At 44.6% G+C, this 22,598-nt stretch carries 26 protein-coding genes, 1 tRNA gene and 2 pseudogenes; 28 read left to right on the top strand and 1 reads right to left on the bottom strand.

Translation table 11 applies throughout. The features are described 5' to 3' along the window. Positions 1–290 precede the first annotated feature (290 nt). The 25 genes and pseudogenes from NXM86_RS01795 to NXM86_RS01915 all read left to right on the top strand — a co-directional run bounded on the left by NXM86_RS01795 (position 291) and on the right by NXM86_RS01915 (position 19,824). On the top strand, positions 291–617 hold the full coding sequence (locus NXM86_RS01795) for a magnetosome magnetite crystal formation protein family (protein ID WP_015865051.1): 327 nt from the start codon (positions 291–293) through the stop codon (positions 615–617). A 21-nt stretch (positions 618–638) separates the two neighbouring features. Continuing rightward, positions 639–803 carry an SHOCT-like domain-containing protein gene (locus tag NXM86_RS01800; protein ID WP_498958543.1) on the top strand — a complete coding sequence of 55 codons (165 nt, stop codon included), beginning with the start codon at positions 639–641 and terminating at the stop codon, positions 801–803. A 2-nt stretch (positions 804–805) separates the two neighbouring features. Further along, positions 806–1,717 (top strand): DUF4097 family beta strand repeat-containing protein, encoded by a 912-nt coding sequence (locus NXM86_RS01805; RefSeq protein WP_498958544.1) that lies wholly within the window; start codon positions 806–808, stop codon positions 1,715–1,717. A 33-nt stretch (positions 1,718–1,750) separates the two neighbouring features. Continuing rightward, positions 1,751–2,110 (top strand): phage holin family protein, encoded by a 360-nt coding sequence (locus NXM86_RS01810; protein WP_062679080.1) that lies wholly within the window; start codon positions 1,751–1,753, stop codon positions 2,108–2,110. Between the two features lie 100 nt (positions 2,111–2,210). Next, positions 2,211–3,145 (top strand): annotated as a pseudogene (hprK, locus tag NXM86_RS01815) (HPr(Ser) kinase/phosphatase). Positions 3,146–3,163: 18 nt separating this feature from the next. Continuing rightward, positions 3,164–3,973: a prolipoprotein diacylglyceryl transferase gene (lgt, locus tag NXM86_RS01820; RefSeq protein WP_081189292.1), complete on the top strand. Its 810-nt coding sequence runs from the start codon at positions 3,164–3,166 to the stop codon at positions 3,971–3,973. 16 nt (positions 3,974–3,989) lie between these two features. Beyond that, a complete protein-coding gene (locus NXM86_RS01825; RefSeq protein ID WP_498958545.1) occupies positions 3,990–4,928 on the top strand; it encodes a nucleoside recognition domain-containing protein in 939 nt (312 codons plus the stop codon). After that, the gene (gene ppaX, locus NXM86_RS01830) at positions 4,925–5,572 is read left to right on the top strand and encodes a pyrophosphatase PpaX (RefSeq protein ID WP_081189293.1); all 648 of its coding nucleotides are present in this window, start codon (positions 4,925–4,927) and stop codon (positions 5,570–5,572) included. Before NXM86_RS01825 ends, ppaX begins: the two co-directional genes overlap by 4 nt. After that, positions 5,569–6,081, top strand: a complete 513-nt coding sequence (locus NXM86_RS01835; RefSeq protein WP_081189294.1) for an acyltransferase — start codon at positions 5,569–5,571, stop codon at positions 6,079–6,081. The genes ppaX and NXM86_RS01835 overlap by 4 nt, the downstream gene beginning before the upstream one ends. A gap of 112 nt (positions 6,082–6,193) precedes the next feature. After that, entirely contained in the window at positions 6,194–6,472 is a 279-nt protein-coding gene (locus NXM86_RS01840) for a hypothetical protein (RefSeq protein ID WP_498958546.1), read from the top strand. Positions 6,473–6,625: 153 nt separating this feature from the next. Next, positions 6,626–7,804, top strand: coding sequence for an ATP phosphoribosyltransferase regulatory subunit (locus NXM86_RS01845; protein ID WP_498958547.1), 1,179 nt, complete (start codon positions 6,626–6,628; stop codon positions 7,802–7,804). A gap of 276 nt (positions 7,805–8,080) precedes the next feature. Next, positions 8,081–8,701 (top strand): ATP phosphoribosyltransferase, encoded by a 621-nt coding sequence (gene hisG, locus NXM86_RS01850; protein ID WP_043906055.1) that lies wholly within the window; start codon positions 8,081–8,083, stop codon positions 8,699–8,701. Positions 8,702–8,715: 14 nt separating this feature from the next. After that, entirely contained in the window at positions 8,716–9,984 is a 1,269-nt protein-coding gene (gene hisD / locus NXM86_RS01855) for a histidinol dehydrogenase (RefSeq protein WP_498958548.1), read from the top strand. A 14-nt stretch (positions 9,985–9,998) separates the two neighbouring features. Then, on the top strand, positions 9,999–10,586 hold the full coding sequence (hisB, locus tag NXM86_RS01860) for an imidazoleglycerol-phosphate dehydratase HisB (protein WP_498958549.1): 588 nt from the start codon (positions 9,999–10,001) through the stop codon (positions 10,584–10,586). A 2-nt stretch (positions 10,587–10,588) separates the two neighbouring features. Further along, positions 10,589–11,224: an imidazole glycerol phosphate synthase subunit HisH gene (hisH, locus tag NXM86_RS01865; RefSeq protein WP_498958550.1), complete on the top strand. Its 636-nt coding sequence runs from the start codon at positions 10,589–10,591 to the stop codon at positions 11,222–11,224. Beyond that, a complete protein-coding gene (hisA, locus tag NXM86_RS01870) occupies positions 11,224–11,961 on the top strand; it encodes a 1-(5-phosphoribosyl)-5-[(5-phosphoribosylamino)methylideneamino]imidazole-4-carboxamide isomerase (protein WP_081189300.1) in 738 nt (245 codons plus the stop codon). Before hisH ends, hisA begins: the two co-directional genes overlap by 1 nt. Continuing rightward, positions 11,958–12,716, top strand: a complete 759-nt coding sequence (gene hisF / locus NXM86_RS01875; protein ID WP_062677264.1) for an imidazole glycerol phosphate synthase subunit HisF — start codon at positions 11,958–11,960, stop codon at positions 12,714–12,716. The genes hisA and hisF overlap by 4 nt, the downstream gene beginning before the upstream one ends. Continuing rightward, on the top strand, positions 12,713–13,345 hold the full coding sequence (hisIE, locus tag NXM86_RS01880) for a bifunctional phosphoribosyl-AMP cyclohydrolase/phosphoribosyl-ATP diphosphatase HisIE (RefSeq protein WP_062755695.1): 633 nt from the start codon (positions 12,713–12,715) through the stop codon (positions 13,343–13,345). Before hisF ends, hisIE begins: the two co-directional genes overlap by 4 nt. Positions 13,346–13,450: 105 nt before the next feature. Next, positions 13,451–14,932, top strand: coding sequence for a tetratricopeptide repeat protein (locus NXM86_RS01885; protein ID WP_081189301.1), 1,482 nt, complete (start codon positions 13,451–13,453; stop codon positions 14,930–14,932). A 76-nt stretch (positions 14,933–15,008) separates the two neighbouring features. Further along, positions 15,009–15,956 carry a thioredoxin-disulfide reductase gene (gene trxB / locus NXM86_RS01890; RefSeq protein ID WP_062755699.1) on the top strand — a complete coding sequence of 316 codons (948 nt, stop codon included), beginning with the start codon at positions 15,009–15,011 and terminating at the stop codon, positions 15,954–15,956. 260 nt (positions 15,957–16,216) lie between these two features. Continuing rightward, positions 16,217–16,673 (top strand): annotated as a pseudogene (locus NXM86_RS01895) (8-oxo-dGTP diphosphatase). Between the two features lie 18 nt (positions 16,674–16,691). After that, complete coding sequence (gene rapZ / locus NXM86_RS01900; protein ID WP_081189303.1) at positions 16,692–17,585, top strand: RNase adapter RapZ; 894 nt, start codon at positions 16,692–16,694, stop codon at positions 17,583–17,585. Beyond that, positions 17,582–18,553, top strand: a complete 972-nt coding sequence (locus NXM86_RS01905; RefSeq protein WP_498958551.1) for a gluconeogenesis factor YvcK family protein — start codon at positions 17,582–17,584, stop codon at positions 18,551–18,553. The genes rapZ and NXM86_RS01905 overlap by 4 nt, the downstream gene beginning before the upstream one ends. Positions 18,554–18,586: 33 nt before the next feature. Further along, the gene (whiA, locus tag NXM86_RS01910; protein WP_015865029.1) at positions 18,587–19,549 is read left to right on the top strand and encodes a DNA-binding protein WhiA; all 963 of its coding nucleotides are present in this window, start codon (positions 18,587–18,589) and stop codon (positions 19,547–19,549) included. A gap of 17 nt (positions 19,550–19,566) precedes the next feature. Continuing rightward, a complete protein-coding gene (locus NXM86_RS01915) occupies positions 19,567–19,824 on the top strand; it encodes an HPr family phosphocarrier protein (protein WP_015865028.1) in 258 nt (85 codons plus the stop codon). A 48-nt stretch (positions 19,825–19,872) separates the two neighbouring features. Here the strand turns inward: NXM86_RS01915 and clpP are convergent, their stop codons facing one another. Next, positions 19,873–20,463 (bottom strand): ATP-dependent Clp endopeptidase proteolytic subunit ClpP, encoded by a 591-nt coding sequence (gene clpP / locus NXM86_RS01920; RefSeq protein ID WP_015865027.1) that lies wholly within the window; start codon positions 20,461–20,463, stop codon positions 19,873–19,875. Positions 20,464–20,699: 236 nt separating this feature from the next. Between clpP and NXM86_RS01925 the strand changes: the two genes are divergently transcribed. From NXM86_RS01925 to NXM86_RS01935, 3 genes are all read left to right on the top strand, one after another. Then, positions 20,700–20,771 (top strand) — tRNA-Arg (locus NXM86_RS01925). A gap of 228 nt (positions 20,772–20,999) precedes the next feature. Then, positions 21,000–22,313 (top strand): RNA polymerase factor sigma-54, encoded by a 1,314-nt coding sequence (gene rpoN / locus NXM86_RS01930; RefSeq protein ID WP_171698802.1) that lies wholly within the window; start codon positions 21,000–21,002, stop codon positions 22,311–22,313. Positions 22,314–22,319: 6 nt separating this feature from the next. Continuing rightward, positions 22,320–22,565: a glutaredoxin family protein gene (locus NXM86_RS01935; protein WP_328268653.1), complete on the top strand. Its 246-nt coding sequence runs from the start codon at positions 22,320–22,322 to the stop codon at positions 22,563–22,565. Positions 22,566–22,598: the final 33 nt, after the last annotated feature.

Genomic DNA, 22,598 nt, shown 5'->3' on the forward strand with positions numbered 1-22,598 from the left:
CATTGGAATTTACGGTCAAACCGTTTACGTATCGACGGATTGCATAAGCAAGAAGTCGTAGATGGCGAGTTCCCGCCCTTGAGTATCATGGATACTCATGTTGCCTGTGGTTCCCAACGGGACGGGTGCCAGGCGTTGCCTGCAGATAGGCTGCCAACCATCCTATCACGCATCCACCCCGAAGGGAAAACAGGAAACCCCCACTTCGATAAGTGGGGGAGGTTCATATCGCATCTCCTGAGAAACTTTTCTTGATCGCGGTCGTATATAAAAACAAAGGGGGAGTTTTCGTGAATTCCAATAAAGTGCTTGCATCATTATGTTATTTCAGTATTTTCTTTGCTGGATTCATCTTTCCGATTGTCGTTTACTTTGTCGCCGATGATCAAGCAGTGAAACAACACGCGAAAAAAGCGTTTCTTTCCCATTTGATTCCAGCCGCGACCATTTTGTTGTTTATCATCAGTGCTATTTTTGCAGGATTGACAGGGGGAGGCAGCGATGTGTCATTTTGGGTCGGCAGCGGCCTAGTATGGCTCGGTTTTGCTATAGCGGGGGTCGTCAACTTGGTCGTTGTAGTTTGGAATATTATCAAAGGGATTCAGGTGTTAAAATAACATAATGGGAGGGGATCAACGATGGAAGAGAAAAAACGCATATTAAAAATGGTGAAGGAAGGGAAGCTTACAGTAGAAGAGGCGCTTGCGCTGCTTGAGCAGCTGGATGAACAAAAAAGCGGCAGCGAGCTGTTCGGACCTCTTCATTCGTCCAGTCTCATTCGAATTCGAAGCAGCACTCTGTAAAAATGGCGTCATTGAAAGAGAAACTGTTTGATTTTTTAGACACGACCGTAAAAAAAGTGAAAGAGTTTGACCTTCCATTTGCCAATGCGTTTGAAGTAAGACATATTTTTCAACAAAGTAATGTGGCTTTGCAAAACATCGATGTGCATATCGCCAATGGAAATATCAAGGTAGTGCCATGGGACCAAGCGGACGTTCGCATCGAATGTGAAGCAAAAGTTTATCGTTCCGAATCACTGGATGCGGCGAAGAAGTCATTTATAGAGGAGACGTTGTTTCTTGTGCAAAATGGGCACTTCCGATTTTCCGTTTCGAAACCGTTTATGAAAACAAATGCGACCGTTTATGTTCCGCAAGCACGTTATCAAGACGTCAAATGCCGGCTTTTTAACGGGGATATCGATATCGAGCGTCTGCATGCAAACGAGTTGCATATCAAAAACGTAAACGGTTCGATCACACTTCAGCGTTTGCTTGCAGAAGAAGCGGAATTAGAGACGGCAAATGGGGCAATTGTATTGGAACATAGCGCGATCGAGGAAGTCGAAGCAGAAACGATTCATGGAGAAATTAAACTGAACGGGAATTACCGCTACGTGCGTTTACGGACATTCAGCGGCGGAATTACGTATGCAACGGGAAGAAAAGATGGGGTTATTACCGGAAAAACGGTAACGGGAAACATTGCATTGTTTCTTCCTCGCGATATATGTTTAGAAGGAGAAATGAGAACGAACCTTGGCGGATTGATCTGCGAGCATCCGAACGTATCACCTGTGGAGGAAAAACAAGAAACTGCGCAAAAAACGATTCGTTTTGCAAGTGAAAATTCCTCCAAACCGCCGCTTCATATTTGCGCGGATTCGAAAGCAGGATCGATTTCGCTGCAAATGATGGAGGGCGGTAGTGAGTAACAGAAGAAAATCATGAAAAGACGGTGATGGTAGATGATCAATTGGTTAATCGGTGTATTTGTGAATACGGTTTTATTGGCGGCGATTGATGGATATTTTGATTCCATTCAATTTAGCGGCATCGGCGCCGCTTTTATCGCCAGCATGATTTTATCCATTTTAAACGTTGTCGTGCGTCCCATTTTAATTTTATTAACATTGCCTGTAACGATTTTAACACTTGGATTGTTTCTATTTGTCATTAATGCCATTACCTTGATGATGACAGCAGCATTAATGGGGAATGCGTTTGAAATAAACGGGTTTGGCACCGCACTGCTTGCTTCGATTGTTCTTTCCTTTTTCCATTTACTTATTCAAAAAGCGATTATTGAGCCGTTGCGGCAAAAATAAGTATGAGAGGCGGAACGAAGGGATCCGCCTCTTTTTGATTCAACGCGAGAAAGAAAAGTGCTAAAATGGAAAAAGACAAAGAAAGGGGAGAAATGCCGACATGCCGAAAGTGCGTACAAAAGACATTATCGAAAAGTTTCAGTTGGAATTAGTAAGCGGAGCGGAAGGAATTCATCGTCCGATTACGACAAGCGATTTGTCTCGTCCTGGTATTGAAATGGCAGGTTATTTCACGTATTATCCAGCAGAGCGAATTCAATTATTAGGAAAAACAGAGCTTTCATTTTATGAAACGTTAAGCCTAGAAGAGAAAAAGATGAGAATGGAGCGGCTTTGTACCGATATTACTCCAGGGATTATCATATCGCGCGGATTGGAAGTGCCGCCGGAACTGATCGAAGCTTCCGAACGGCAATCGGTGCCGGTGATGCGTTCGACGATGAAAACGACCCGGCTTTCGAGCCGTTTGACGAACTATTTAGAAAGCAAATTGGCTCCGACAACGGCGTTCACGGCGTGTTGGTCGACGTTTACGGCGTTGGAGTATTAATTACGGGAAAAAGCGGGGTCGGCAAAAGCGAAACAGCTTTGGAATTAGTCAAGCGCGGCCATCGGCTTGTCGCGGATGACTGTGTGGAAATTCGCCAAGAAGATGAAGGGGTGCTCGTTGGCAGCGCGCCGGAGTTGATTGAGCATTTGCTGGAAATTCGCGGGTTAGGCATTATTAATATGATGACATTATTTGGCGCTGGAGCGGTGCGGACGCATAAACGCATTTCGTTAGTGATCGATTTGGAACTTTGGGATCCGAATAAACAATATGATCGTCTCGGGTTGGAAGAAGAAAAAGTAAAAATTTTGGATACAGAATTAACGAAATTAACGATACCGGTTCGGCCGGGACGAAATTTAGCTGTGATTGTCGAAGTGGCCGCGATGAATTTCCGTTTAAAACGGATGGGGGTCAACGCAGCGGAAGAGTTTTCCGCGCGTCTAACCGATGCGATTGAAGATGGCGAGCATGATTACGAATAACAGTTAGGAGGAGAATTGATGGATTCGACGATTCAACCGCTAGACCGTGTCTTTTTGCATCTCGGTCCGATTACCATTTATTGGTATGGTGTCATTATCGGAACGGGGGTATTGATCGGATTATGGCTGGCGACAAGAGAAGGGGCGCGGCGCGGACTCCCGAAAGAAACATTTGTCGACCTCGTCTTGTTCGCAGTGCCGATCGCGATTTTGTGCGCGCGCGTCTATTACGTGATTTTTGAATGGGATTATTATTCAAAACATTTATCGGAAATACCGCAAATTTGGGAAGGCGGTCTTGCAATTCACGGCGGATTGATCGGCGCGGTCGCAACAGGGATCGTTTTTGCGAAAGTGAGAGGGCTTTCATTTTGGAAGCTGGCGGACATTGCGGCGCCAAGCATTATCTTAGGGCAGGCGATCGGGCGCTGGGGCAATTTTATGAACCAAGAGGCGCATGGCGGTCCGGTAACGCGGGAGTTTCTCGAAAGCTTGCATTTACCGGATTTTATTATTAATCAAATGTATATTAACGGACAATATTACCATCCGACCTTTTTGTACGAATCGCTTTGGAATTTAGCGGGCTTTTTGCTGCTGTTGTGGCTGCGGCGCGTTAATTTGCGGCGCGGCGAGTTATTCCTCAGCTATCTTATTTGGTATTCGATCGGACGTTTCTTCATTGAAGGAATGCGCACCGATAGTTTAATGCTAGCGGGCCATCTTCGCATCGCGCAAGTCGTTTCCGTTGCGCTCATTATACTTTCAGTCTGTTTATGGGTATTTCGCAGAGTAAAAGGATTAGCAAAAGAGCGGTATAACGATTAGAAAAGGGGAGAAGAGAATGGTCGGAATATTACAAAGGGGATTCGCGGTTGGCCTGCAAACGACGTGGACGCTCGGAAAAGTGATTTTTCCCATTACGCTCATCATGTCCATTTTACAGCATACCCCCGTGCTGCAATGGATCATTCAGCTGGTAACTCCATTTATGAAATGGATCGGGCTTCCGGGAGATGCGGCCATCCCGCTTGTGCTCGGCAACTTATTAAACTTGTACGCCGCAATTGGCGCCATACTGACACTGCACTTAACAGTAAAAGAAGTATTGATTTTGGCGGTTATGCTTTCGTTTTCCCATAACTTGCTCATCGAGTCGACCGTCGCGTCGCGCACCGGTATGAGCGTTGCGCTAATGGTTATTGTTCGCGTCGGGCTCGCGCTTGTTTCCGCTCTATTGATTCATTATCTTTGGCAAGGAGGAAGTGAAACGGCACAATACGGCTTTGTTTCCAATTCTCCAGAGCAGCTGACAAGCTGGGGAGCTATTTTGCTTGCCGGGTTGAAAAAAGCGTGCCTTGGGATTGTGCAGTTAGCGGTGATTGTTATTCCGCTTATGATTGGAATTCAAATATTAAAAGAGTTAAAATGGATTCATATTTTTTCGCGTTGGATGGCGCCGGTGACGAAATTGCTCGGCATGAAAGAAAATACCTCTTTGACATTGGCGGCCGGACTCGTGTTCGGTTTAGCGTATGGTGCGGGAGTGATGATTCAGGCGGTAAAAGAAGACGGCGTATCAAAACGCGATTTAACATTGGCCTTTATTTTTCTTGTGTCCTGCCACGCCGTTATAGAAGATACGCTCGTATTTGTTCCGCTTGGAATTCCGGTATGGCCGCTGCTTGTCATTCGGCTGGTCACCGCTATTTTATTAACCATGCTTATTAGCTTTATTTGGAATCGTGTCAAAGATACAAAAAGGAAGGAAGCTGCAGTATGACCATTCGTACAATATTATTTGATCTCGATGGAACATTGATCGATACCAATGAATTAATTATTCAATCGTTTTTACATACGTTAGAAAAATATTATCCAGGCAAATATAAACGCGAGGATGTCTTGCCGTTTATTGGCCCTCCGCTTTATGAAACGTTCAACGCATTGGATCCGTCGCGCGTACAAGAAATGATTGATACGTATCGCGCATTCAATCATGCGCAGCATGACGCGCTCATTCGTGAATTTGAAACGGTGTATGAAACAATTGAAACGCTGCACCAAAACGGGTTTCGCCTCGGCGTGGTAACGACAAAAATTCATCAAACGGCAGTGATGGGATTAAAGAAAACGAGACTAGAACCATTTTTCGACTGTGTCATTGGGCTCGATGACGTCAAACATGCAAAGCCGGACCCAGAGCCAATTTATAAAGCGCTGGACTTGCTACAATCCACGCCGGATGAAGCGTTAATGGTCGGCGACAATTATCACGATATTTTAGCGGGAAAACGCGCTGGCACGAAAACGGCGGGAGTGGCATGGGCGATTAAAGGACGGGAGTATTTGGAACAATATGAACCGGATTTTATGTTGGAAAAAATGAGCGATTTGCTGGCGATTGTAGGAGTGAAAAACGAGTGAGGCGGACGACGAAATATCCGGTATCAGGGGCCAACTCCTTGTGGCAAGTTTATAAAACGGTGTCGTTTTGGAAAGTGCTTAAAAACGTGATCATTATCCAAATTGGGCGCTACACGCCGTTTTTAGCGGTGAAAAATTGGCTGTACCGCACGTTTTTGCGCATGAAAATCGGAGAAAAAACGGCGCTTGCCTTTATGGTCATGCCGGATATTATGTTTCCGGAAAAAATTCAAATCGGCCGCAATTGCATCATTGGCTACAATACGACGATTTTGGCGCATGAATATTTAATTGATGAATATCGTCTTGGCGATGTGATTATTGGGGACGAAGTGATGATCGGCGCCAATTCGACGGTGCTTCCCGGGGTGGTGATTGGCGATCGCGCCGTCGTCGCCGCCGGCACGGTCGTCCATAAAGATGTGCCTGCCGGTGCGTTTGTCGCTGGCAATCCGATGCGCATCGTTTATACGAAAGAAGAAATGGAAAGGCGCAAGAGCGAACAATAAAACGAGAGCACCCTTATCCTTTCAGCATAAAAAAGAAAAGCGGTGCTCTTTTCTCATAAGCGGAAATATCGGAAAATTATTTATTTTAAAAACAAAAGGTGGAAGAGAAACAATGAGAAAAAAGATCAACATGTTTGTTCGTGTTTTTACATCGACAACAGTGATTGTATTTAGTATTATCATGATTTTTATCAACCAGTTTGATTTAGAAATCAATCAAAAAATCGGGAAAGGAATTTTCTATTTGAAGGGGTATTATGAACAAGGAAATGAAATTGTCATGGAACAAGGAATCGGAGTTATTACGATTCCGCTCATCATCGGTTTTATCGTATCCGTAGTGGTTACGACTATTTCAACCATCCGCAAGAAACAAAAATATGGCGCTTAAGGTTCTTGCGTTACAAGACAGTTTTTCATCTTGCTCGCTGCAATTGGAAATTTTCATAGTTGACGAGCGGATAAATGAGGAGTAAACTACTAATAACTTCACTTCTCTACCATATTAGCAAACTAAAGTATTTATTATAAAGGACGTGTGAACATGACCAAAAAGTTGTTTATGTTCGAAAAACCGTTAGGTATGCGTGATACATTGCCGTTTTTATATGAAATAAAAAAACGTGTTCGCCAGGCGATGATTCGTGAAATTGAAACATGGGGATATGAATTGATCGAAACGCCTACATTGGAATATTACGAGACAGTCGGGACCGTATCGGCGATTGACGACCATCAGTTGTTTAAACTGCTCGATCAACAAGGTCATACCCTTGTCCTTCGTCCCGATATGACCGCTCCGATCGCAAGGCTGGCTGCTTCCCGTCTTTACAAGGAAGGCAATCCGCTCCGCCTTGCGTATAACGCAAACGTGTTCCGCGCCCAGCAGCGCGAGGGAGGACGCCCGGCGGAATTTGAACAAATCGGTGTCGAATGCATTGGGGACGGCACGGTCGCAGCGGATGCGGAAGTGATTAGTGTCATGATTGCGGCGCTCAAGCAGGCTGGGTTGCAGCATTTCACGGTGACAATCGGTCATATCGGCTACGTCAACGCTTTGTTTTTAGAAATTGTCGGGAATGAAGAACGTGCCAGCGTATTGCGCCGCTTTTTATACGAGAAAAATTACGTTGGCTATAGGGAGCATGTGAAGTCTCTGCCCCTTTCTTCCATTGACCAAAAGCGCCTGCTTCAATTATTGCATTTACACGGCAACGACATGACGATGGAAGAAGCCAAGGAGCTTGTTCATAGCGAGGAAGGAAAGCGAGCGGTCGACGATCTTTGCGAACTTTTGAACGCGCTTCAACTATATGGCGTTGATGATGTAGTGAAAATCGATATGACGCTTGTTAGCCATATGAGTTATTATACGGGCATTTTATTTGAAGTATATGCTGAACACGTTGGCTTCCCAATTGGAAATGGAGGCCGTTATGACGAGCTGTTGGAGAAATTTTCTCGGAAAGCCCCAGCGACCGGGTTTGGCATTCGCGTCGACCGATTAATCGAGGCGCTCGGGGAATCAGAGGAGGAGGCAGCGATCGAGTGCATCGTATTTAGCCAAGAGCGGTTCGCTGAAGCGATTGAGCTTGCGAGAACAAAGCGGTGGGAAGGAAAGCGCGTGGTGCTTCAGCATATTTCTGGGATCCGTGATATTGATGCCTACAGCAAACGGTATAAGCCGATTACTTATTTGCTCGGCAGCACGGAAAAAGAGTGATCAGGCGCGTTGATTCACAAAAAATTACCGTTTGTTTATACATGGCTTTTCTGCTGTAATCCCCGAACGGGAACGCTAGCGGACAAATCAAGTTTGTCCGCAAGGCGTTCGCCGTTGGAGATGGGCATGCGACGCATTCCCAGTCGGCAAGCATTGGCTTGCCGACTCCGGCAGAAAGACCGAGTTCATTCTTTGTCTTCACTGGCTATATAGGCTTATTGCTACACTATTATGCCTTCATAATAGATAATCAACACTCATGAGGAGTGATAAACAATGCTGACGATTGCGATGCCGAAAGGGAGGATTTTCGACGAAGCGCTCGAACTGCTTCGGAAAGCAGGCTATACGCTTCCGCCGGAATTTGCCGAGTCAAGAAAACTAATGATTGAAGTTCCGGAAGAAAACATGCGCTTTATTCTCGCCAAGCCGATGGACGTCGTCACCTATGTGGAACATGGAGTGGCCGATTTAGGCATTGCCGGTAAAGACGTGATGATGGAAGAAGAGCGCGATGTGTACGAGCTGTTAGATTTAAAGATTAGCAAATGTCATTTAGCGGTGGCAGGATTGCCGGGTGTGCGCATGAATCAAATCGCGCCGCGCGTAGCGACGAAATACCCAAATATCGCCTCTAGCTATTTTCGCGAACAAGGCGAGCAAGTCGAAATTATTCGGTTGAATGGCTCCATCGAGCTTGCTCCGCTCATTGGGCTTGCCGACCGCATCGTCGATATAGTCTCAACCGGACGGACGCTGAAAGAAAACGGGCTGGTAGAATTGGAGAAAATCGCTGATGTCACATCGCGATTAATCGTCAATCCGGTCAGCTACCGCATGAAAGACGAAGCGGTCGATGAACTAGTTCATCGTTTATCCGAGGTCATTCCGCAATGAAGGAGAGAGCAAACGTGAAAATCGAACGAGTGACAAACCGTGTATCATTGCGCCGTACGATTGAATCAGGGACGGAAGAACAGCGCAGTAAGGTTCTGGAGATTATTGCCGATGTGCGCGCTCGCGGTGATGAGGCGCTAAAAAGTTATACAGAAAAATTCGATGGCGTCCGCCTTGATTCGCTGTGCGTGACAGACGAAGAAATAGAAAGGGCGTATCAGAACGTAAGCGCAGAAGTGCTTCGGATCATCCAAGAGGCGGCGGAAAACATTCGCGATTATCATGAACGGCAAAAGAGAGAGTCATGGATCATGACAAAAGAAGACGGTACGATGCTTGGTCAGAAAATAACGCCGCTTGATGCGGTTGGACTGTATGTTCCAGGAGGAACAGCCGCCTACCCGTCATCGGTGCTTATGAATGTCATTCCTGCTCAAGTGGCAGGGGTCAAACGAATTGTGATCACCTCTCCGCCAAATAAAGACGGAACGCTTCCGGCCGGCGTGTTAGTGGCGGCGAACGAATTAGGAGTGAAAGAAATCTATAAAGTCGGCGGTGCGCAGGCGATTGCCGCGCTTGCGTACGGAACGGAGACGATTCGTCCGGTCGATAAAATTTTCGGGCCAGGCAACATTTACGTGGCTCTCGCGAAACGCGAAGTGTTCGGGCAAGTCGCGATTGATATGATTGCCGGACCGAGCGAAATCGTCGTGTTGGCGGATGAAACGGCAAAGGCGAACGAAATTGCCGCTGATTTGTTGTCGCAAGCCGAGCATGATGAGCGCGCTTCCGCGATTCTCGTCACTCCATCGATGAAATTGGCGCTTGCAGTCGCACGCGAGGTCGAAAAACAGCTGGAGACGCTGCCGCGCAAAGCGATTGCCGCTGCGTCGCTCGAGAACTACGGAGCCATTTACGTCACAGAAACGCTTGCGGAAGCGGTGGAAGTCGTCAATGAATTGGCGCCGGAGCATTTGGAAGTAATGACAGCTGAACCGATGCAACTCCTTGGTCAAATCCGCCATGCGGGAGCGATTTTTTTAGGGCGCTTCAGCTCGGAGCCGGTTGGCGATTACTTCGCCGGTCCAAACCATGTGCTGCCGACGAATGGTACAGCCCGGTTTTCGAGCGGATTAAGCGTGGATGAATTTGTGAAAAAATCGAGCATCATTTTTTACAGCGAGCCGGCGTTAAAGCAAAACGCGGAAAAAATCGCGGCGTTTGCCAGACTTGAAGGGCTTGAAGCACATGCGCGCGCCGTTGAAGAACGTTTTAAAAAATAAGGGGGACATAGGTTATGGTAAGGCATGCATCGATTTCGAGAACGACAAAGGAAACGGATATTCAGCTGCAGTTTGTCATTGACGGGGAAGGAAAAGCGGAGCTGGATACCGGTGTGCCGTTTTTAACGCATATGCTCGATTTGTTTACAAAGCACGGCCAATTTAATTTAACAGTCACCGCCAAAGGTGATACGGAGGTGGATGATCACCATACGACCGAAGATATCGGGATTTGTCTCGGTCAGGCGCTGCGGGAGGCTCTCGGTGATAAAAAAGGAATAAAACGTTACGGAAACGCGTTTGTGCCGATGGATGAAGCGCTCGCCCAAGTCGTCGTCGATTTAAGCAACCGTCCGCATTTCGAGTTTTGCGGACAGTTTCCAAGCGAAAAAGTCGGAACGTTTGATGTCGAGCTTGTGCATGAATTTTTATGGAAATTGGCACTTGAAGCGCGCATGAATTTGCACGTCATCATCCATTACGGGCGCAACACGCATCATATGATTGAAGCGGTGTTTAAAGCGTTAGGGCGCGCGCTCGATGAAGCAACGATGATCGACCCGCGCGTCAAAGGCGTTCCATCAACGAAAGGGATGTTGTAACGATGATTGGCATTATTGATTATGGAATGGGCAACTTATACAGCGTCAGCAAAGCGTTAGAGCGATTGCGCTATGAGTACATTATTTCCGATGATCCAAAGGAATTGAAAAACGCGAAGGGGCTCATTTTGCCGGGGGTCGGTTCGTTTAAAGACGCGATGCATATTTTGCGGGAAACAGGGCTTGCCAAGTTTGTTTGCGAGGCGGTAAATGAAGGCACTCCACTTCTTGGCATTTGTCTTGGCATGCAGCTATTGTTTGAAGAAAGCGAGGAAAACGGGTTAACAGAAGGATTGGGGCTGCTTAGCGGCCGCGTCGTTCGCATTCCCGGCGTGACGGCAGACGGAAATCGGTATAAAGTGCCGCATATGGGCTGGAACCGTCTCGTTTTCCGTCATCCCTCTCCACTTTTGCAAAACGTGGAAGAAGGGCACGTTTATTTCGTCCATTCGTACTATGTGGTGACCGATGATGACGATGTTGTGCTTGCAAGCAGTTTTTACAATGTGGAGGTGCCCGCTGTCGTTGGAAAAGGAAACGTGTATGGGACACAGTTTCATCCGGAAAAAAGCGGCGAGATCGGTATGAAAATTTTGCAAAACTATGCGGCGATCGCCGAAGGAAAGGGGAGTATGTGATGGCGGCATTTACGATTTATCCGGCGATTGATATGCGCGGCGGCAAATGCGTCCGCCTTTTGCAAGGGGATTATCATAAAGAAACGGTATATGGCGATTCACCGGTTGAAATGGCCGCTTTCTTCGCTGAACAAGGAGCCGAATGGATTCATATGGTCGACCTTGACGGCGCGAAAGAAGGAAAACGCATAAACGACCAGTTCGTCATCGAAGTGGCGAAACAGCTGCCGGTGAAAGTGCAAATTGGCGGCGGCATTCGCACGGAAGACGATATTGTGTATTATTTAGAAAACGGTGTGGCACGCGTCATTTTAGGAAGCGCTGCTATCGCCGATCCGCCGTTTGTAAAAGAAATGCTGAAAAAATACGGAGAGCGCATCGCCATTGGTATTGATGCGAAAAATGGATTTGTCGCGACGGAAGGATGGTTGAACACATCGAATGTCAAAGCAACCGACCTTGGTAAAGAGCTAGCAGAAGCTGGGGCGCAAACGTTTATTTTTACGGATATCGCAACGGACGGAATGTTGTCAGGTCCAAATATTCAAGCGGTCGTGGAAATGGCGCGCGCAACTGAAAAACATGTCATCGCATCAGGTGGCGTCAGCTCTCTGGAGGATTTGGTATCGCTTCAAACATATGCCGATGCCGGCGTGATTGGCGCGATTGTCGGCAAAGCGCTCTATACGAAGAAATTCACGGTCGCGGAAGCGCTGAAGGTGGTGCAAGGGAAATGATTACGAAGCGCATTATTCCTTGTTTGGATGTGAAAGATGGACGCGTCGTGAAAGGAGTGCAGTTTGTTCAACTTCGTGACGCCGGCGATCCGGTCGAACTGGCGAAGTTTTACGATGAACAAGGAGCGGACGAGCTTGTCTTTTTAGATATTTCCGCCTCTTACGAAGGGCGGAAAACGATGGTGGAAGTCGTCGAGAAAGTCGCCGCACAGCTGGCGATTCCGTTTACGGTCGGCGGCGGCATTAATTCGTTGGATGATATGAAAACGATCTTGCGCGCCGGTGCGGATAAAGTGTCGCTCAATACAGCCGCTGTTCGCAACCCGAACCTCATTACGGAAGGAGCGGACTTTTTTGGATCGCAATGCATCGTCGTTGCGATTGACGCGAAATATGACGAAACGATTGGCTCGTGGCGTGTGTATACGCACGGCGGGAGAAACGCAACGGACTTGGAAGTGGTCGAATGGGCAAAAGAGGCGGTCCGCCGTGGCGCGGGGGAAATTTTATTGACAAGCATGGATTGCGATGGTGAAAAAAATGGTTTTGATATTGCGTTAACGAGAACGGTAAGCGAAGCGGTTTCCGTTCCGGTCATTGCTTCGGGCGGAGCCGGCAACGCGAAACATTTCCTTGAAGTGTTTGAAAAAGGGAAAGCAGATGCGGCGCTTGCGGCTTCGATTTTTCATTATAAAGAAACATCGGTGAAAGAAGTAAAAGCGTATTTAAAAGAAAGAGGGGTAAACATCCGATGAACCTCGCAAACATCCGATTTGACGAAAAAGGTCTCGTTCCGGCAATTGTCCAAGACGCGCAAAGCAAAGAAGTGTTGATGCTTGCCTATATGAATGAAGAATCGCTAAAAAAATCGCTCGAAACAGGCGAAACATGGTTTTACAGCCGCTCGCGCGGGGAACTTTGGCATAAAGGCGCAACTTCCGGCAATACGCAGCGCATTGTCGAGATGCGTTATGATTGTGACAGTGACGCGCTTTTGGTGCTTGTCGAGCCAGCCGGGCCAGCTTGCCATACGGGAAGCTATTCGTGTTTTTCGAACCGTATTAATGGAGAAAAATACGAAGCTTCGCCAAACCGATTTGCGATTATTAACACGTTAGAGGAGATCATCGCGAAACGGGATGCGGAACGTCCTGAAGGAGCGTATACGACGTATTTATTGGAAAAAGGCGTGGATAAAATTTTAAAGAAAGTCGGTGAGGAAGCGGCCGAAGTTATTATTGCCGCGAAAAATCGCAGCCATGACGAATTGAAATGGGAAGTCGCCGATTTATTGTATCATTTACTTGTGCTGCTAAGGGAACAAAAACTTCCGCTTGATGCGGTGTTGGAAGTGCTAACTAAGCGGCATAGCGCTAAGCAGTGACGTCGAGCTGGCTTCTTGCTGGGCCAGCTTTTATTTTTTATGTTTGCTTTTCCGAAGAATGTGGTATACTTTTTTCAGTGAATTCAACAATAGATGGAGGATTCCATGGAAAAGCAACTAAAGTCAAAGCAGCAAAAATCGAAAATTATTCCATTTATCCAAAACGGTGAATACTATTTCAAAAAAGGAATGCAAGCGTATCAACAACGCGATTTATATAAAGCAAAAAAATATTTTGAACGAGCCGTTCAATATGATAAAAACGATGCTACATTTGTATTGCAGCTTGCCTCCGTGCTTGCGGAGTTAGGAGAATATCAGGCTTCGAATCAATGGTTATTCAAGATTGTCCATGAATTAGATGAAACGATGTATGAATGTTTTTATTTTTTAGCAAACAACTTTGCTCATCTCGGATTATTCCGCGAGGCGATGAAGTATGCGGAAATGTATTTAGCTTGTGATCCAAATGGCCATTTTGTCGAAGATACAGAGGACTTAATAGAATTGTTAAAAATCGATCAAGAAGATGAAAACAGCGATGAGCAGGATGATTTAATTGTATTGCAGGAACGGGCGCGGTTTTTATTGGAAAAAGAGGAGTTTCCAGAAGCAATTCGCCTGCTGGAAACGATAATTGCGAACTATCCTGAATTTTGGTCAGCGTACAATAATTTGGCGCTCGCCTACTTTTACAACGGAAATGTGCAAAAGGCGCAAGAAATTGTCGAACAAGTGCTAGAGCGAAACCCAGGTAATTTACATGCGCTTTGCAATCTCCTTGTCTTTTATTATTATTTGCGCAATGAACAGAAAGTAAAACGTCTTTCTGACAAATTGGCATGCGTGTATCCGTTTTTTACCGAGCATCGCTATAAGCTTGGAGCGACATTCGCGCTTGTCGGCCGTTTCGACCTCGCTTTTAAATGGCTATATCATTTATATAAAATGGGCTATGATGGAGATGATGCCTTTTATTATTGGCTTACCTATGCAGCCTATTATACCGGCCGCGAAGAATTAGCGAAAAATGTTTGGGAGAAGGTAATAAAAGTAAATCCTGACAAACGCGGAGAGGAGCCGTGGACATTTTCCTCTCTATCTGTCGACCATGAACTTCGGAGCATTATTCGTTGGTTTAACCAAACGAATATAGCAGAAATGTTATATGGACTTTATTTGCTTAGTCAATCGCCGTACAAAAATGATCCCGCGCTTTCCATTGCGATTCGTCGTTATTTGACTGATCATCCACTCCTTAGTCAATTTGCCGATTATTTTCTATTTCATATGACAGAAACGTCTCCTTCATATGTCATCAATAGCCATATCATTATCAATGAGTTATCGATGAAAAATAATCAGATCGATGAAAACATGTATATTTCATGGTTTTCCGTCGTCGTAAACGCATTGCCGACAAAAGAGCGATTTTCTAACCATTCTGCTTGGGCGGCGGCGATGGAGTATGTATGGCGGCAGCAGCAAGGGCAACGTGTAACACAAAAATGGATTGCGGATAAGTATCATATTTCATTATCAACGGTGAAAAAATATGTAAAGAAAGTGAAAGAGCTGTTATCGTGAGCAAATTAATAGACGCTCATTCGAAACTTCTATACGATAATGGTAAAAGACTAATCAATGAAGGAGTGGAAGCAGCGTGTCAGAGGAAAAAATTTACGACGTCATTATCGCGGGAGCCGGACCAGCAGGGATGACTGCCGCTGTCTATACATCTCGCGCCAATTTATCTACATTAATGATTGAGCGTGGTGTACCAGGAGGACAAATGGTAAATACAGAAGATGTGGAAAATTATCCTGGATATGAGAATATTTTAGGTCCAGAATTGGCGACAAAAATGTTTGAACATGCAAAGAAATTTGGTGCGGAATATGCATACGGCGAAGTAAAAGAAATTATTGACGGTGAAGCATATAAAACGGTGATTGTCGGCGATAAACAATACAAAGCACGCGCTGTCATTATTGCAACTGGTGCGGAGTATAAAAAACTCGGTGTACCTGGTGAAGCGGAATTTAGCGGCCGCGGTGTTTCTTATTGCGCTGTCTGTGACGGGGCGTTCTTTAAAGGAAAAAATCTCGTTGTCGTTGGTGGCGGGGACTCCGCGGTAGAAGAAGGGATCTATTTAACTCGCTTTGCTAATAAGGTAACGATCGTTCATCGCCGTGACCAATTACGTGCGCAAAAAATTTTACAAGACCGCGCATTTGCCAATGAAAAAATTGATTTTATTTGGAACCATACCGTAAAACAAATTAATGGAAAAGATGGGAAAGTAAACAGCGTGACACTTGTTCATACGCAAACGGGAGAGGAACGGGAATTTCCGTGCGATGGCGTGTTTATTTATATCGGCATGCTTCCGCTTTCGAAGCCATTTGAGAGCCTTGGCATTACGAACGAAAACGGATATATCGAAACGAATGAGCTTATGGAAACAAAAGTGCCGGGTATTTTTGCGGCAGGAGACGTCCGCGAAAAATCATTACGGCAAATCGTTACAGCAACGGGGGACGGAAGCATTGCAGCGCAAAGCGCACAACATTATGTGGAAGAGTTAAAGGAAAAATTAAACATAAAGTAACGAAATCGTAATAGACGTTTAATTCTGCTGTAACACGCATGAAACATTTTTTTTGTATGCTAAAAGTAAGTAATTGACCCCCTTTTATATAGATCTTTTTGTTCAGCACGGGTACCCTTTCCCCGTGCTTCTTTTTTTATGTGTGAACAAGTATGTGACAGGCTTCTTCATTGTAGTGAGCTGTAAGAAATAGTATAATAAAATAAATGAGATTCTAAGAATTTTGGATGGAGTTATGTAGTTATGTTGAGGTGAGCGTGTTGCAACGCGTGACGAATTGCGTTTTACTAAAAGATGGAAAAGTATTATTATTGCAAAAGCCGAAGCGGGGTTGGTGGGTTGCCCCGGGAGGAAAGATGGAACAAGGAGAATCCATCCGCGAAGCGTGCATTCGCGAATATCGCGAGGAAACAGGGATTTACTTAAAAAACCCAAAGCTCAAAGGAATTTTTACGATGGTCATCAAAGAACAAGAACAAATCGTTTCTGAATGGATGATGTTTACTTTTTTTGCTGAACAATTTGACGGAGAAAACGTTCCATATTGTGAAGAAGGAAAGTTGGAATGGCATCCGATGGAAACAATCCATCAGCTTCCGATGGCACCAGGTGATTACCATATTTTAGATTACGCGCTAAAAGGATCGGACATTATGTACGGGACGTTTATATACGAAAGATTTTGAGCTGCTTTCCTATCGGTTAGATCCCAGTTAATAGAGTGGAGGGAGAGGCATGAGCACAGGTTCGGCCAACCATATTCAAATGGTGATTATTACAGGAATGTCTGGCGCTGGAAAAACGGTCGCTATTCATAGTTTTGAAGACTTAGGTTTTTTTTGTGTCGATAATTTGCCGCCGACGTTGCTCCCAAAATTTTTGGAGTTGATGAAAGAATCGGGGAATAAAATGAATAAAGTGGCGTTAGTAATGGATTTGCGGAGCCGTGACTTTTTCGATAGTTTGTTTACCGCGCTAGACGAGCTGACGGAGCAATCATGGGTGACGCCGCAGATTTTATTTTTAGATGCGAAAGATTCGACGCTTGTGGCGCGATATAAAGAAACGAGACGCACACACCCGCTTGCCCCAAATGGATTGCCGCTTGAAGGCATCCGTTTAGAGCGCAAATTGCTCGAAGAGTTAAAAGGGCGGGCGCAAATTATTTATGATACGTCTGATTTAAAGCCACGGGAGTTAAGGGAAAAAATTTTACAGCAATTTTCTTCTCACACGCAACAGACGTTTACCGTCAACGTGATGTCGTTTGGCTTTAAATACGGCATTCCGATTGACGCTGATTTAGTTTTTGATGTCCGCTTTTTGCCAAATCCTCATTATATTGACCATATGCGGCCGAAAACAGGGTTGGATGAAGAAGTTTCCTCCTACGTGTTAAAGTGGAGTGAAACGCAGAAATTTCTTGAGAAACTAATTGATTTATTAGCCTTTATGCTCCCTCATTATAAGCGAGAAGGAAAAAGCCAGCTTGTGATCGCCATCGGCTGTACAGGGGGTCAGCACCGGTCGGTTGCCATTGCCGAATATATTGCCCGTTATTTTTCGAAAGATTATAAAACCCATGTGTCCCACCGTGACATGGAGAGGAGAAAGGAAAAGCATAAATGAGTGTGAAGCATCAGCCTAAAATTGTCATTATCGGCGGCGGAACAGGGCTCCCTGTATTGTTGCGCGGCTTGAAGCAGTATGCCATTGATATTACGGCAATCGTTACTGTCGCTGATGATGGCGGCAGCTCAGGAAGATTGCGCGATGAATTAGATATTCCGCCACCGGGAGATGTGCGTAATGTATTGGCAGCGCTGTCAGATGTCGAGCCGCTTATTGTTGAATTGTTCCAACATCGATTTAAAAACGGCAACGGTCTATCAGGACATTCGTTAGGTAATTTAATTTTGGCAGCGTTGACGTCCATTACCGGCGATTTTGTCAAAGCCATCCGCGAGATGAGCAAAGTGTTGAAAGTGCACGGACAAGTATTGCCAGCGGCGAATAAAAGCGTCGTTCTTCATGCGGAAATGGAAGATGGCGTCATTGTTTCTGGAGAATCGAAAATTCCTTATTCCGGCAAAAGGATTAAAAAAGTATTTTTGACACCGGAAAATATTGAACCGCTTCCAGAAACGATTGAAGCGATTCGTTCTGCGGATTTGATCGTCATCGGTCCGGGAAGTTTATATACGAGTATTTTGCCAAATTTACTTGTGCCGAAAATCGGGCAAGAAGTTTGTCAAGCAAAAGCAAAAAAAGTGTATATATGTAATGTGATGACCCAAGCGGGTGAGACGCTGCACTACACGGTAAGCGACCATGTCAAAGCGCTCCATGACCATATGGGATGTTTATTTTTGGATGTTGTTGTTGTGAATAATGGTCATATTCCGGAAAAAATTCAAAAACGTTATGCAGAAGAGCTGGCGGAACCAGTGAAGGATGATAGCGATCGGCTCATCGATTTAGGAATTCAAGTGATTCGCGATAATATCGTCAGCTATGAAGATCACGTCATTCGTCACGATACGAAAAAAGTGGCATCGTTACTTATTTCGCTGATTACAGCACCTCCTTCCTCCTGATTACGATGAATGAATCGTTGGAGGTGACTAACCATGTCGTTTGCGTCAGAAACGAAAAAAGAACTAACGAATTTGGAAGTGAAACCGTGCTGTTTAAAAGCAGAATTGTCAGCGCTTCTGCGCATGAATGGTTTGCTGTCTTTTTCCAATCAGCAAATACTTGTGGATGTGCAAACGGAAAATGCCGCGATCGCGCGAAGAATTTATACTCTTTTAAAAAAAGGGTATACGGTGACAGTAGAACTATTGGTTCGAAAAAAAATGCGCCTGAAAAAAAATAATGTATACATCGTTCGAATTATTGACGGCGCTCATGAACTATTAAAGGATTTAAAAATATTGAAGGAGGATTTTTCACTAATTCGCGTGATTTCACCAGAATTAGTGAAAAAAAAGTGCTGTAAGCGTTCTTATTTGCGCGGTGCGTTTCTTGCCGGAGGATCTGTAAACAATCCGGAAACGTCATCGTACCATTTAGAAATTTTTTCTCTTTATGAAGAACATAACAATTCATTATGTGAATTAATGAACAGCCACTTTTTTCTTAATGCCAAAACATTGGAACGAAAAAAAGGGTTTATTACGTATTTAAAAGAAGCGGAAAAAATCTCTGAGTTTTTAAATATTATCGGCGCACACCAAGCGTTATTGCGCTTTGAAGATATTCGCATTGTACGCGATATGAGAAATTCGGTAAACCGTCTTGTCAATTGCGAAACAGCAAACTTAAATAAAACGATTGGCGCTGCGCTTCGCCAAGTAGAAAACATTCGCTATATTGATGAAACCATCGGATTGAGCGCCCTTCCTGATAAATTGCGGGAAATTGCGGAATTGCGGATGATGTATCAAGACGTAACGTTAAAAGAATTAGGCGAGTTAGTATCCGGTGGAAAGATTAGTAAATCAGGAATTAATCACCGTCTGCGAAAAATTGATGAGATTGCGGAACGATTGCGGGCAGGTAAGCCTGTTGATTTTCATAAGTCATTATAAAAAAGGGGAGATGGAGAATGGTAGAGAAACAAGTAGAAGTGCGATTAAAGACGGGATTACAAGCACGCCCGGCAGCGTTGTTTGTTCAGGAAGCGAATCGCTTTTCTTCCGATATTTATCTAGAAAAAGACGGAAAGAAAGTGAACGCAAAAAGCATTATGGGGCTAATGAGCCTTGCGATCAGCACCGGTTCTGTCATTAAGTTGATTGCGGATGGTCCGGATGAAAACGAAGCAATTGAAAAATTGGCAAACTATGTACAAAAAGAAAAATAAAGAATAGGCTGCTTCTATGTCAAGCGAAGCAGCCTGTTTTTTCATATTTTATTTTTCATCTATGCGTGTTAATACACGGTCGATAATGCCGTATTCTTGTGCTTTTTGCGCCGTCATGAAGTTATCACGGTCTGTATCGCGTTCAATCACTTCGACTGGTTGGCCAGTATTTTCAGCAAGAATGCGATTTAACTTATCGCGCAAGAAGAGAATCCGTTTTGCGGCGATTTCAATTTCTGTCGCTTGACCTTGCGCGCCGCCAAGCGGTTGGTGAATCATAATTTCGCTGTTTGGCAAGGCAAACCGTTTTCCTTTTGCTCCTGCGGCAAGCAAGAACGCACCCATCGAAGCAGCCATACCGATACAAATTGTAGAAACGTCTGGCTTAATAAATTGCATCGTATCATAAATTGCCAAGCCAGCAGTAATCGAACCACCTGGGCTATTGATGTAAAGCGAAATATCTTTTTCAGGATCCTCGGCCGCTAAAAATAATAATTGGGAAACGATCGAGTTTGCCACTTGGTCATCAATTGGGCTGCCAAGAATAATAATGCGGTCTTTTAATAAACGAGAATAAATGTCATAAGCACGTTCTCCGCGGCTTGTTTGCTCAATAACTGTAGGAATTAAATTCATGAAGCTTCCTCCTTTACCAATCGCTTAATCGTATGTACCTCTATCATACCTAAATGGTCAATGAAGGTCAAACAAAAAATATTGGCCTTACTTTATTATTATTCGCTATAAACGTAGGACATCCCTTTTTTCATCATAACCCCTTTTTCATTTTTTAAACGCATTTTCCCTCTTGCAATATAAAGGTGTTTTCAATATAATTGAATATGCAACTGATAATAGCAACTAAATATAATGCCCTCGTAGTGTAGTGGATAGCACGAGAGATTCCGGTTCTCTTAGCGTGGGTTCGAATCCTGCCGAGGGCGTATCAAGTGAAAACCTGCTGCGAAACGCAGCAGGTTTTTTTGTGCCTTGAATATAATATAATTAACAGTCTGGCTCGATGATCGACTGTTGCGTACCAATCTGCCTTTTTGAATGACGGATAAAGTTCAGTCACCGCCAATGGTTTTATAAACAATAGGTTTAACAATTATTTTTTTATATACCGCCGGGGCGACAGTATTGTACAATAAAAAAAAGGGGGCTTGACAATGAGGGCCGAATTATTGCAGGAGCAGCGACTGAAGCTATCGCTTACAAAGGAATTGACTCAAGCAATTGAACTATTGCAATATTCTGCTGTGGAATTACAGTCCTTTTTGTATGAGCAGTCGTTGGAAAATCCTTTTCTCGAAATTCGCGACTACCGGTTAAAGCGAAACTTCCGCAACTTATCGGATAAGGAAAAACAGCAGTGGATTGAAAATATGAGCACTTATTCGGAAACGCTTTCATCATATTTAACTGCACAGCTTCCAGCTCTTTCGCTTTCGGAACACGAAGAACGCATCGTGCATTATATGATTGCTTGCCTTGATGAAGATGGGTATTTGCGGGTAAATATCGAAGAAATTGCAGAACGATTTGCTATTTCCAAACAGGAAGCAGAAAAGGCGCTTCAGATCATTCAGTCATTAGAGCCGGCTGGCGTTGGCGCCCGCAACTTGCAAGAATGTTTATATTTACAGTTAAAGCGCTTACCATATCGCGATGAATTCGCGGAACAGATTATACAGCACCATTTTTCGTTATTTGCCGAAAAAGCTTGGAAAACGTTGGCGAAACAACTTGGCGTGGATATCGCTTCATTGCAGCGTGTATGGGATTTAATTCGCACGCTTGAACCGCGTCCTGGCATCCATTATACAAAAGAGAGACCGCATTTTATTGTTCCCGATATAATTGTCCAACGCAGCGAAGAAGGTGATTGGCGCATTTTTTACAATGAAGATGTGCATCCGGAACTCATCTGGAATCGGGGATACGAGCAAAAGATTTCCAGCTGTCAAGACGGGCAGGTTCACGCGTTTGTAAAAGATAAATATCGCCAGTTTTTATGGTTAGCAAAAAGTCTGGAACAGCGCAAACAAACATTGCTGAACATTATGCATGTCATTGTCGATAAACAAAAACAATGTTTTGAAACTGGTTTTGCAGCCTTAAAGCCCCTTACAATGCGCGAAGTTGCGGAAGAGCTTGGCATTCACGAATCTACTGTCAGCCGCGCGGTAAAAAACAAATATGTTCAAGCGCCGTTTGGCACAGTGGAACTTCGCCGCTTTTTTTCAAGCGCTGTTTCTTCTGTTTACATGGATGAAGATGCTGCCTCTTCTGTAAAAGTAAAAATGTTTATCAAGCAGTTAATTGAACAGGAAAATAAGCAGCAGCCGCTTTCTGACCAAAAGCTCGCCGATTTATTACATGAGCAATACGGTGTGGTGATCTCGCGCAGAACGGTCGCAAAATATCGCGAACAACTGCATATTCCATCATCTGCAAAACGAAAACAGTATGTAGGGAAGTGACAGCAAGTGGTGATCAACTTATACTCGAAAACAAACTGTCCGTTATGTGATAAAGCAAAACAAGTGTTGCAAGAACTGCAACGGGAATTCTCCTTTTACATCAATGAAATTGATATTTATCAAGATGATGCATTGCTGGAAAAATATCAATTGATGATTCCGGTTGTCGAAATCGATGGGGAAGAAGTAGATTTTGGGATGGTTCAAAAAGATGTCATAAGAAAACGTTTACTCGAGGCGCAAAGTGGTTGAACATTATGATTCCTCCTGTTACAATGAAATTGT

This window comes from Geobacillus sp. CX412 (assembly GCF_027942335.1).
Classification (GTDB): domain Bacteria; phylum Bacillota; class Bacilli; order Bacillales; family Anoxybacillaceae; genus Parageobacillus_B; species Parageobacillus_B toebii.